13 protein-coding genes are annotated in these 11,047 nt (G+C 73.0%); 11 read left to right on the forward strand and 2 right to left on the reverse strand.

Annotated features, from left to right (window positions below):
- The first annotated feature begins 43 nt into the window (after positions 1 to 43).
- On the forward strand, positions 44 to 220 hold the full coding sequence (locus R2B67_RS20305) for a hypothetical protein (RefSeq protein ID WP_317820019.1): 177 nt from the start codon (positions 44 to 46) through the stop codon (positions 218 to 220).
- Between the two features lie 41 nt (positions 221 to 261).
- Here R2B67_RS20305 and R2B67_RS20310 read toward each other — a convergent pair whose 3' ends face one another.
- On the reverse strand, positions 262 to 1,491 hold the full coding sequence (locus tag R2B67_RS20310; protein ID WP_317820021.1) for a threonine aldolase family protein: 1,230 nt from the start codon (positions 1,489 to 1,491) through the stop codon (positions 262 to 264).
- A 179-nt stretch (positions 1,492 to 1,670) separates the two neighbouring features.
- Here R2B67_RS20310 and R2B67_RS20315 point away from each other — a divergent pair, with 179 nt between their 5' ends.
- The 10 genes from R2B67_RS20315 (at position 1,671) to R2B67_RS20360 (ending at position 10,108) form a co-directional block, all read left to right on the forward strand.
- Positions 1,671 to 2,621: a Rossmann-like and DUF2520 domain-containing protein gene (locus tag R2B67_RS20315; RefSeq protein ID WP_317820022.1), complete on the forward strand. Its 951-nt coding sequence runs from the start codon at positions 1,671 to 1,673 to the stop codon at positions 2,619 to 2,621.
- The gene (gene panC, locus R2B67_RS20320) at positions 2,618 to 3,685 is read left to right on the forward strand and encodes a pantoate--beta-alanine ligase (RefSeq protein ID WP_317820023.1); all 1,068 of its coding nucleotides are present in this window, start codon (positions 2,618 to 2,620) and stop codon (positions 3,683 to 3,685) included. The genes R2B67_RS20315 and panC overlap by 4 nt, the downstream gene beginning before the upstream one ends.
- Positions 3,682 to 5,367: an L-aspartate oxidase gene (locus R2B67_RS20325; protein WP_317820025.1), complete on the forward strand. Its 1,686-nt coding sequence runs from the start codon at positions 3,682 to 3,684 to the stop codon at positions 5,365 to 5,367. The genes panC and R2B67_RS20325 overlap by 4 nt, the downstream gene beginning before the upstream one ends.
- Before the next feature lie 185 nt (positions 5,368 to 5,552).
- A complete protein-coding gene (gene nadC / locus R2B67_RS20330; protein WP_317824917.1) occupies positions 5,553 to 6,593 on the forward strand; it encodes a carboxylating nicotinate-nucleotide diphosphorylase in 1,041 nt (346 codons plus the stop codon).
- On the forward strand, positions 6,593 to 7,390 hold the full coding sequence (locus tag R2B67_RS20335) for a type III pantothenate kinase (protein ID WP_018514334.1): 798 nt from the start codon (positions 6,593 to 6,595) through the stop codon (positions 7,388 to 7,390). Before nadC ends, R2B67_RS20335 begins: the two co-directional genes overlap by 1 nt.
- 163 nt (positions 7,391 to 7,553) lie before the next feature.
- Entirely contained in the window at positions 7,554 to 8,147 is a 594-nt protein-coding gene (locus R2B67_RS20340) for a hypothetical protein (protein ID WP_317824918.1), read from the forward strand.
- 81 nt (positions 8,148 to 8,228) lie between these two features.
- The gene (locus R2B67_RS20345; protein ID WP_018514336.1) at positions 8,229 to 8,408 is read left to right on the forward strand and encodes a hypothetical protein; all 180 of its coding nucleotides are present in this window, start codon (positions 8,229 to 8,231) and stop codon (positions 8,406 to 8,408) included.
- A gap of 148 nt (positions 8,409 to 8,556) precedes the next feature.
- A complete protein-coding gene (locus tag R2B67_RS20350; RefSeq protein ID WP_018514337.1) occupies positions 8,557 to 9,039 on the forward strand; it encodes a BlaI/MecI/CopY family transcriptional regulator in 483 nt (160 codons plus the stop codon).
- Between the two features lie 9 nt (positions 9,040 to 9,048).
- Positions 9,049 to 9,618: an amino-acid N-acetyltransferase gene (locus R2B67_RS20355; protein WP_317820027.1), complete on the forward strand. Its 570-nt coding sequence runs from the start codon at positions 9,049 to 9,051 to the stop codon at positions 9,616 to 9,618.
- A gap of 154 nt (positions 9,619 to 9,772) precedes the next feature.
- A complete protein-coding gene (locus tag R2B67_RS20360) occupies positions 9,773 to 10,108 on the forward strand; it encodes a histone-like nucleoid-structuring protein Lsr2 (protein ID WP_003968298.1) in 336 nt (111 codons plus the stop codon).
- Here R2B67_RS20360 and R2B67_RS20365 read toward each other — a convergent pair.
- Complete coding sequence (locus tag R2B67_RS20365; RefSeq protein WP_317820031.1) at positions 10,087 to 10,713, reverse strand: SCO3374 family protein; 627 nt, start codon at positions 10,711 to 10,713, stop codon at positions 10,087 to 10,089. The genes R2B67_RS20360 and R2B67_RS20365 overlap by 22 nt on opposite strands.
- Between the last annotated feature and the right edge of the window lie 334 nt (positions 10,714 to 11,047).

The following is an 11,047-nucleotide window of genomic DNA, read 5'->3' on the forward strand; positions in this document are numbered from 1 at the left end:
CAATCAACGCGCGGACCTGCGGTGACGGGCGGACGCTGGATACATGGACGCCATCCAGCAGCACATGCTCGACACCTACCGCGCGGCCCGCCTGGGCGAGCCGGCCCCGCCCCCGCCGGGCCGCCACGACCGCAGAACCCTGCGCGACCTCTACCACCACTGGCTGACGCACCCGCCGACGCGTCACCAGCCCGTCCGGCGTTTGAGGACGGAACCCTGAAGCCGGAGGGCCCGCCCTCAACAAGGCTCCTGCACCAGGAGCTACTTAAGCAGCCCCACGAACACCCCCACCGCCTCCCGCACATCCTCCGCCGACCATTCAAGCCCGGCCCCCGCCACCGTCACCTCGGTCACCGAAACCCCCGGCGGCAACCCGGCCGCCCCCGCGGCCCCCGCCCCCCACCGCCGGAACAGCGTCACCCCCGTCTCCTCCGCCTGCCGCACCGACGCCTCGTCCAGCACCTCGGCGTCGTACGGCAGCCACACCTGGAACTGATGCGTGTGCGGCGGCTCCGGATGCACCCGGAACCACGGCACCCCCGCCGCAGCGAACCCCTCCGCCATCGCCCCGGCGACCACCTTCGCGTGCGCCACGTACGACGGCAGCCGGGGCAGCTCCTTCTCCAGCCCGATCAGGGCGGAGAGCACCGCCGGGTACTGCTGGAAGAGCTGGCCCCCGTACCGGTGGCGCCACACCCGCGCCTCCTCGACCAGCACGTCAGGCCCCGCGAGCACCGCCCCCGACAGCCCGTCCAGCGACTTGTAGAAGGACACGTACACACTGTCCGCGAGCGCCGCGATCTCCTCAAGGCCCCGCCCGAAGTGCGGCCCGCACTCCCAGAGCCGCGCCCCGTCCAGGTGCACGACCGCGTCCCGCTCCCGGGCCGCCGCCACGACGGCCTCCAGCTCGTCCCAGGTGGGCAGCACGAACCCGGCGTCCCGCAGCGGCAGCTCCAGCATCAGCGTCCCGAACGGCTCCGGGTGGTCCCGTACCTCCTCCGCGCTCGGCATCCGGGCCGCCGACGTCAGGTGCACCGTCCGCAGCCCGCTCACCGCCCCCAGCGACCCCTCCTCGTGCAGCTCCGGGTGGGCCAGCGGATGCAGCGCCACCGTGGCGTTGCCCGTACGCCCAGCCCAGCACCGCAGCGCGACCTGCTGGGCCATGGTCCCGGTCGGGAAGAACGCCGCCGCCTCCGTCCCCAGCAGCCCGGCCACCCGCCGCTCCAGATCGGCGACGACCCCGCCCCCGTACACATCCACCGCGTCATCCGGATCGTGTACGAAACCGGAACCGGCCGCAGATCCGGAACCGCCCCCGACCCCGGCCTCAGAACCGCCCCCGACCCCGGAACCGGCCCCGACCGCGGCCGCCAGCGCCGCCAGCCCCTCCGCCACCGTGCCGTCCGTGGACCGGCGGGCCAGCACCCGGTGGGACCCGCGCCAGGCGGCCAGTCGGCGCCGCCGCTGCTCCTGCTCATCCATGGCTGTCATGGGACGATCATCCCCCGGACGACGGACGGCACGCCCCCACGATTCCCGCCCGCTCCGCAGAGTTGTCCAGAGTTATCCACAGGCTGTGGGCGGCGGGCGGGCTTCGCCGAAACGCTGGCGTAGCATGCAGAGAAATCGTCCGGTACCCCCCGCGGACTGGAACGGAAGGCCATCGCCGCGTGAATACGACAGTTCCGAAGGAACCCCTCGACGCGAGGGACCGCCCCGCCCGCCTCACCGTCGGCGTCGTGGGAGCGGGCCGTGTCGGCCCCGCCCTCGCCGCCGCGCTCCAGCTCGCCGGCCACCGCCCGGTGGCCGTCTCGGGCGTCTCCGACGCGTCCCGGCGCCGCGCGGCCGCCCTGCTCCCCGACGTCCCCGTGGTGACGCCCGCCGAGGTCCTCGCCCGCGCCGAGCTGGTCCTGCTGACCGTCCCCGACGACGCGCTCCCGCGCCTGGTCGAGGGGCTCGCCGAGACCGGTGCCGTACGGCCGGGACAGCTGCTCGTCCACACCTCGGGGCGGTACGGGGCCCGGGTCCTGGACCCCGCGCTGCGGGCCGGGGCCCTGCCGCTCGCGCTGCACCCGGCGATGACGTTCACCGGGTCCTCCGTCGACGTCCAGCGGCTCGCGGGCTGCTCGTTCGGGGTCACCGCCCCCGAGGAGCTGCGGCTGGCCGCCGAGGCGCTGGTCATCGAGATGGGCGGCGAGCCGGAGTGGATCGCCGAGGAGTCCCGCCCGCTCTACCACGCGGCCCTCGCCCTCGGCGCGAACCACCTGGTCACCCTGGTCGCCGAGTCGATGGAGCTGCTGGCCAAGGCCGGGGTCACCGCCCCGGACCGGATGCTCGGCCCGCTCCTCGGCGCCGCCCTGGACAACGCCCTGCGGTCCGGCGACGGAGCGCTGACCGGCCCGGTGGCCCGGGGCGACGCGGGCACGGTCGCCGCCCATGTGGGCGAGCTGCGCGCGCACGCCCCCCAGATGGTCGGGGGCTACCTCGCGATGGCCCGCGCCACGGCCGACCGGGCCCTGGCCCACGGCCTGCTCAAGCCGGAGCTGGCGGAGGACCTGCTCGTCGCCCTGGCCGACCAGGAGAGCCGCCCGGGCTCCACCGGACCGGGGGAGACCCGATGACCACGACCGGACACCCCGCCCCGACCGGAAACACCGGAAACACCGGCACGACAGCCCCCACCCCCGCCCTCCTCCGCACCGCCGCCGAGCTCGACGCGCTCCCCCGCCCCGCCGGGGCCGAGCGGGCCGTCGTCATGACCATGGGCGCGCTCCACGAGGGCCACGCCACCCTGATTCGTACGGCTCGCGAGGCAGCGGGCCCGGACGGCCAGGTGGTGGTCACCGTCTTCGTGAACCCGCTCCAGTTCGGCGAGGCCGCCGACCTCGACCGCTATCCGCGCACCCTGGACGCCGACCTGGAGACCGCCGCGGCCGCCGGCGCCGACGCGGTCTTCGCCCCCGGCGTGGACGAGGTCTACCCCGGTGGCGAGCCCCAGGTCCGGATCACCGCGGGCCCCATGGGGGAGCGGCTCGAAGGGGCCTCCCGCCCCGGCCACTTCGACGGCATGCTGACCGTCGTCGCCAAGCTCCTCCACCTCACCCGCCCCGACGAGGCGTTCTACGGGCAGAAGGACGCCCAGCAGCTCGCCCTGATCACCCGCATGGTCCGCGACCTGAACTTCGGCGTCCGGATCACCGGCGTGCCCACCGTCCGCGACCCCGACGGCCTCGCGCTCTCCAGCCGCAACCGGTTCCTGTCCCCGCAGGAGCGGCACACCGCCCTCGCCCTGCCCCGCGCCCTGTTCGCGGCGCAGGACCGGCTCGCCGCCCAGCAGGCCCTGCACGAGCGCGCCAAGGCCACCGCCCCCGGCGGCGACCGGGCCGCCGGGCTCAACAAGCTCGGCGAGGCCCGGGCCGCCGCCGACGCCCAGGCCGTGGCGCTGGCCCGGCCCAACGGGGCGCCCGCCGCCGTACGGGCCACCGCGCGCGCGATCCTGGAAGAGGCCGCCGCCCGGGACCGGCACCCGCTCGTCCTGGACTACCTGGCCCTGGTCGACCCGGCGGACTTCACCGAGATCCCCGACGACCGCGAGAGCGGGGATGCGATCCTCGCCGTCGCCGCCCGGGTCGGGGAGACCCGCCTCATCGACAACATCCCCCTCACCTTCGGAGCCCTGACGTGACCGGAATACGGCTGACCGCCCCCGCCCCCGGCTGGGCCATCGACGCGGACGTCGTGGTGGTCGGCTCCGGCGTCGCCGGTCTCACCACCGCCCTGCGCTGCGCGGCGGCCGGCCTGGACACCGTGGTCGTCACCAAGGCCCGGCTCGACGACGGCTCGACCCGCTGGGCCCAGGGCGGCATCGCCGCGGCCCTCGGCGAGGGCGACACCCCCGAGCAGCACCTCGACGACACCCTGGTCGCAGGCGCGGGCCTCTGCGACGAGGAAGCCGTCCGGACCCTGGTCACCGAGGGCCCCGACGCCGTACGCCGTCTGATCACCACCGGCGCCACCTTCGACACCACCGACAGCGGCGACATAGCGCTCACCCGCGAGGGCGGCCACCACCGCCGCCGCATCGCCCACGCGGGCGGCGACGCGACCGGCGCGGAGATCTCCCGGGCCCTGGTCGAGGCGGTCCGCTCGGCCGCCCTGCACACCATCGAGAACGCGCTCGTCCTGGACCTGCTCACCGACGCCGAAGGCCGTACGGCGGGGGTCTCGCTGCACGTCATGGGCGAGGGCCAGCACGACGGCGTCGGCGCGGTCCGGGCCCCTTCGGTCGTCCTCGCGACCGGCGGCATGGGCCAGGTCTTCTCCGCCACCACCAACCCCTCGGTCTCCACCGGGGACGGCGTGGCGCTGGCGCTGCGGGCCGGGGCGGAGGTCTCCGACCTGGAGTTCGTCCAGTTCCACCCGACGGTCCTCTTCCTCGGCGCCGACTCCGAGGGCCAGCAGCCGCTGGTCTCCGAGGCGGTGCGCGGCGAGGGCGCCCACCTCGTCGACGCCACCGGCACCCGCTTCATGCTCGGGCAGCACGAGCTGGCCGAGCTGGCCCCCCGCGACATCGTCGCCAAGGCCATCACCCGCCAGATGCACGAGCACTCCACCGAGCACATGTATCTGGACGCCCGGCACTTCGGCGCCCCGATGTGGGAGCAGCGCTTCCCCACCATCCTGGCCGCCTGCCGCGCCCACGGCATCGACCCGGTCACCGAGCCGATCCCGGTCGCCCCGGCCGCGCACTACGCCTCCGGCGGCATCCGCACCGACCTGCGCGGCCGGACGACCGTCCCCGGCCTGTACGCCTGCGGCGAGGTCGCCTGTACGGGCGTGCACGGCGCCAACCGGCTGGCGTCGAACTCCCTCCTGGAGGGCCTGGTCTTCGCCGAGCGCATCGCCGCCGACATCGCCGAGACCCGGCCGCCGCGCACCGAACCGGCCAAGAGCACGGGTGGCGAGCCGGTCGCGCTGCTCGCCCCCGAGACCCGTACGGCGATCCAGCGCATCATGACCCGGGGCGCCGGAGTCCTCCGCTCCGCCGCGTCCCTGGCCGCCGCGGCCGAGGGGCTGGAGGCCCTGCACCGCAGCGCCGCCGCCGACGTGGACGCCGCCGACCCGAAGGACGCGGTCCCCGGGGTCGACGCCTGGGAGGTCACCAACCTGCTGCTGGTCTCCCGGGTCCTGGTCGCCGCCGCCCGGGAGCGCGAGGAGACCCGCGGCTGCCACTGGCGCGAGGACCGGCCCGACCGCGACGACGCCCACTGGCGCGCCCACCTGGTCGTCCGTATCGCCGCCGACCGCACACCGGTCGTCCACCGTACGGAGACCGCCGCATTCCCGCCCGTACGCGCGGCGGATTGACCAGACTGCTGAGAGCAGCGGCGCGAGCCGCACCCGCACAGCGACAGCGGCCGCCCCCGAACAGCGGCCGCACCCGAACAGAGAAGCACCGCACCACCCGCCACCAGAGAAGCACCGCACCACCCGCCACGCCCCGAGGAGCCGCAACCGTGTCCACGCCCGAAGAGAATCCGCGCCCCACACCTGTGGACGTACCGCTGATCCGGGTCGGCGCGCCCGCACCCGCCGCGTCCTCCGGGGGCTGCGGCGACGACTGCGGCTGCGGTGACGGCTTCGACCCCGACGCCCTGGAGTGCGGGCTCGACCCCGCGCTCGCCCTGCTCCTGGCCGAGGCGGGGCTCGACCCCGTGCAGGTCGAGGACGTCGCCCATGTCGCGATCGAGGAGGACCTCGACGGCGGGGTGGACGTCACGACCGTGGCGACCGTTCCCGAGGACGCCGTGATCACCGGTGACTTCACCGCGCGCGAGGCGGGGGTCGTGGCCGGTCTCCGGGTCGCCGAGGCGGTCCTGTCGATCGTCTGCACCGAGGAGTTCGAGGTCGAGCGGCACGTCGAGGACGGCGAGCGGGTCGCCCCCGGCCAGAAGCTGCTCACCGTCTCCACCCGCACCCGCGACCTGCTGACCGGCGAGCGCAGCGCGCTGAACCTGCTCTGCCGCCTCTCCGGCATCGCCACCGCCACCCGCGCCTGGGCGGACGTGCTGGAGGGCTCCAAGGCCCAGGTCCGCGACACCCGCAAGACGACGGCGGGGCTGCGCGCGCTGGAGAAGTACGCCGTACGCTGCGGCGGCGGCGTCAACCACCGGATGTCGCTCTCCGACGCGGCCCTGGTCAAGGACAACCACGTCATCGCGGCGGGCGGGGTGGCCGAGGCGTTCAAGCGGGTCCGCGCCGAGTTCCCCGACCTGCCCGTCGAGGTCGAGGTCGACACGCTGGAGCAGGTCCGCGAGGTGCTGGACGCGGGCGTCGACCTGATCCTGCTGGACAACTTCACCCCGGCGGAGACGGCCGAGGCGGTGGCCCTGGTCGACGGCCGCGCGATCCTCGAATCCTCCGGCCGCCTCACGCTCGACTCGGCCCGCGCCTACGCGGACGCGGGCGTGGACTACCTGGCCGTCGGCGCGCTCACCCACTCCTCGCCGATCCTCGACATCGGCCTGGACTTCCGCGACGCGGACGCAGCCACGGACACCGCCGAAACCGACACCGACGGGGCCGACGCCTGATGCTGCTCACCATCGACGTCGGCAACACGCACACGGTCCTCGGCCTCTTCGACGGCGAGGAGATCGTCGAGCACTGGCGGATCTCCACCGACGCCCGCCGCACCGCCGACGAGCTGGCGGTGCTGCTCCAGGGCCTGATGGGCATGCACCCGCTGCTCGGCATGGAGCTGGGCGACGGCATCGAGGGCATCGCGATCTGCGCGACCGTCCCGTCCGTCCTGCACGAGCTGCGCGAGGTCACCCGCCGCTACTACGGCGACGTGCCCGCCGTCCTGGTGGAGCCCGGCGTCAAGACCGGCGTCCCGGTCCTGATGGACAACCCCAAGGAGGTCGGCGCGGACCGCATCATCAACGCGGTCGCCGCCGTCGAGCTGTACGGGGGCCCGGCGATCGTCGTCGACTTCGGCACGGCCACCACCTTCGACGCGGTCTCCGCACGCGGGGAGTACACGGGCGGGGTCATCGCACCCGGCATCGAGATCTCCGTGGAGGCGCTCGGCGTCAAGGGCGCCCAGCTCCGCAAGATCGAGCTGGCCCGGCCGCGCAGCGTGATCGGCAAGAACACCGTCGAGGCCATGCAGTCCGGCATCGTCTACGGCTTCGCGGGCCAGGTCGACGGGGTGGTGGCCCGGATGAAGAAGGAGCTGACCGCCGACCCGGACGACGTCACGGTCATCGCGACGGGCGGCCTTGCTCCGATGGTGTTGGGGGAGTCCTCCGTCATCGACGAGCACGAGCCGTGGCTGACGCTGATCGGGCTGCGCCTGGTCTACGAGCGGAACGCGTCGCGTTCGTAACCGATCCGGCCGCACGGGCGCGGCGTACCAGCGGGAACGGCTGTGGGCGACGGCCCGGCACACCGTGCGCGGACGCCGCGCCACCGACGACCAGTTAAACGGATTTTGTCCATTTAGCACGTATTGTCGCGTCATGCCCACGCCCTACGGTTCACGAGGCGGCATGGCGTTCAGCGCGGACGAGCTGCGGGTGCTCCGACGTGCCCTTGCCATCGCCCTCCACCCCATGCCCCTGTCCGACGAGGATGTACAGGACTGCCTGCGGCTCGCGGGCTCCGTGGACGAGGCGGTCGGGGAGGCGGGCCGGCTGCGAGCGTTCCTCCTCGCCGACCTCGCCCGCTACCGCGCCGCCCTCCCCGGCTCCGTCGCCGGCTACCTGGAGCTCCTCCAGGACGCCCTGGCGGCCGGTTACGACCCCCGCCCGGACGATCTGGCGGCCCTGCGCGCCCTGCGTGGGAAACCGCTCGCGGCGGCCCTCCTGGAGCGCTGCCAGATCCTCGCCGAGCGCTCCGTACGTGCCCGGCTCGCGGGCCGCTCCGCCGCCCTGTCGGCCCCCGGCCCCCGCAGCCGCCTGCTCGCCCTCCCCGGCGGCCGGGCGGCCGACCGCGAGCCGGACCGTCCCAAGGCCCCGGCCGCCCCCGTACCGGGCCGCCCACCGGCCCCCGGCTCCCGCCCGGCGCCCAAGCCGTCCGAGGTCTTCCCGCCCCGGCGCCGCCCCACCCCGCCCCCGTCGGAGGAGGAGCGGGCGGCGGGCTGACCCCGCACCGCCCACGGACGCGGCGGCCTCTACCGGGAGGTCGCCGCGTCCCGTCGTGCGGGGCTCGCTACTCTGGACGGCATGGACTACGTATCCGCGCTCGTGCCCCCCGTGGTGATGGCCGTCTTCTTCATCGGCCTGGTCGTGACGATCGTCAAGAGCCAGGGCGGTCCGAACAAGGCCAAGGAGGACGACGCGGTCGACGCCGCGATCGCCCGCGCGGAATCCGTAAAGCAGACCGCTCGTCCGGAGAATGCCTGACCGCACGGTCCGCACCCGCGCATCCCTGGAGCGCACGGCTCATGAGAGCCGTGCGCTCTTTTGGCTCTGTAAATAACCAGCCATTCAGGACATCTGGCACTAAAGTGATCCTGTGCCCCGCCAATTGGGAGAGCTGGAAGACGCCGTGATGACCCGCGTCTGGCAATGGAACCGTCCGGTCACGGTGCGGGAAGTCCTTGAGGACCTCCAGCAGGAACGGTCCATCGCCTACACGACGGTGATGACGGTAATGGACAATCTCCATCAGAAGGGCTGGGTCCGCAGGGAAGTGGACGGCCGGGCATATCGATATACGGCCGTCTCCACCAGGGCCGCCTACTCGGCCGCACTGATGAACGAAGCCTGGTCGCAGAGCGACAACCCCGCAGCCGCCCTTGTCGCGTTCTTCGGCATGATGTCGCCGGAGCAGCGCGAAGCACTTCAGGACGCAGTTCGCATGGTTTCCCCGAACCCGGTGGACAACTCCGCCGACAATCCGCTGAGCGGCCCGGCCGGCAATCCGGCAGGCGGCCCGGTGGCCAATCCGGAGGACGGCCCGCCGGAACCGACCGCCGCAGCCGCCGAAGGCTCCGCCCCGGCCGATGGCGCGGAGCCCGGGAGCGGGCGATAGCGTCGGGGCATGTCCCCAGAGCAGCCGCAAACCGAACCGGATACCGACTTTCATACCGACCCGTCGGTAAATAAGCCCGCCATCACCGTCCGCCGGGCCAGGACGAGTGATGTGTCATCCGTACGCCGGCTCCTCGACGGGTACGTGTCCGGCGGCATCCTGCTCGACAAAGCCACCGTCACCCTTTATGAGGACATCCAGGAGTTCTGGGTCGCGGAACGCGACGAGGATGCCCGGGTCGTCGGCTGCGGTGCTCTCCATGTGATGTGGGAAGACCTCGCGGAAGTCCGGACTCTCGCCGTCGACCCCCGCATCAAGGGCGCGGGGGTAGGGCATCACGTACTGGAGAAGCTTCTGCAGACCGCCCGCTGGCTCGGGGTGCGGAGGGTTTTCTGCCTCACCTTCGAAGTGGACTTCTTCGCGAAGCACGGGTTCGTCGAGATCGGAGAGACTCCGGTCGACACCGATGTCTACAGTGAGCTGCTGCGTTCCTACGACGAGGGTGTCGCCGAGTTCCTCGGTCTCGAACGAGTGAAGCCGAACACCTTGGGCAACAGCCGGATGCTTCTGCACCTGTGATGCACGGATGATGCGCGGAAGCCGGGCATCCCTATGTCCGAATCGCGCACGTTTCCCGTGTTCTCGCGCTCCTGAACCTCTCCCGGGGGTTTGTGTTTTCCCGAGAAAAGCGGTTTCCTTTCCGCGTACTCCATTTTCGATGAAAGGAAATCCCGTGGCACAGAAGGTTCAGGTCCTTCTTGTCGACGACCTCGACGGTGTCGAGGCGGACGAGACCGTGACGTTCGCGCTCGACGGCAAGACGTACGAGATCGACCTCACCACGGCCAATGCGGACAAGCTTCGCGGCCTTCTCGAGCCCTACACCAAGGGTGGCCGCCGCACCGGTGGCCGTGCCGCGACGGGCCGTGGCAAGGGCCGCGCCGTGGCCGGTGGCAACAAGGACACCGCGGAAATCCGCCGGTGGGCCCGGGAGAACGGCCACAACGTGAATGACCGTGGCCGCGTTCCCGCCGAGATCCGCGAGGCTTACGAGAAGGCCAACGGCTGATCTGCCGGACTGCCCTTACGCAGCCCGGCCCGGGCACGCGACAACCGGACCCGATGGCATTCCGTCGCCGCGGCGTCCACCAGGCGTACGAGATCGGGGGCATCCCCACCGCTGCTCCCGAAGCCCGCGAGAGCGGGAAGCGCCGGCCCGGGCCCATGCCTCGGCTCGGGGGGCCGCAGCCATACGGCGGCCCCCGGCGAGCCCGCACCACCACCCCGGGGTGACGGAGCCGTGATCCGGCCCCCCGCCCCCACGGCGGTCAGATCGAGCGCGATCGGGCCCCACTCCAGCCAGTCGAGCAGCCCCGGCAGCTCATCGGCGCCGCCCGCGGCGACCAGCAGCCCCATCCGTCCACCGCTCAGCAGCACCGGCCCGGTCCGCACCGGGCGGCGCAGCAGGGCGTGACCGGCCTCGGCGGGAAGTTCCAGCACGTCGAAGCGGATCCCGGTGAGCAGCCGCACCGGAGCGCGCCCCTCGGTCGCCCAGCCGAGCCTCCGCTCGTACCACCGGGCGAGAGCGGCGGGGCCGGGAGCGACCGGACCCGGACCGGCACGGCCGGGACCGGCATCGGGTGACGATCGGGGCGGCGGGACGATGAAGGCCATGTCCGATGAACCGCTGAACCGACGGTGAAGTTACGCAGGGTTCCCGGACGATCACTTTGCGTCCGGCCCTGGAGGGCGCGCAGGAGCGTGAAGCGGCGCAAGGTTGTTCGCCCGTAGCGGAGGGAACCGGGGCGCGCCGCATGGACTGTCAGTGATTGCGGGTAAGACTTTCCTAGTGGGAAGGGGCGACACGCTGGCCGAGGCGTCTCACGTTCGCCATCGGCGTACTGGCGAAAGGGGTATCTGCCTGGCCTGCGGGAACATCGTCTCGCACCATCGGGTTGGAGCAGTTGTCAGCTGTTCGGCAGTAAGAATCCCCGCCCGGTGCGGGGTG

The organism is Streptomyces cyaneofuscatus (assembly GCF_033109485.1).
Classification (GTDB): domain Bacteria; phylum Actinomycetota; class Actinomycetes; order Streptomycetales; family Streptomycetaceae; genus Streptomyces; species Streptomyces cyaneofuscatus.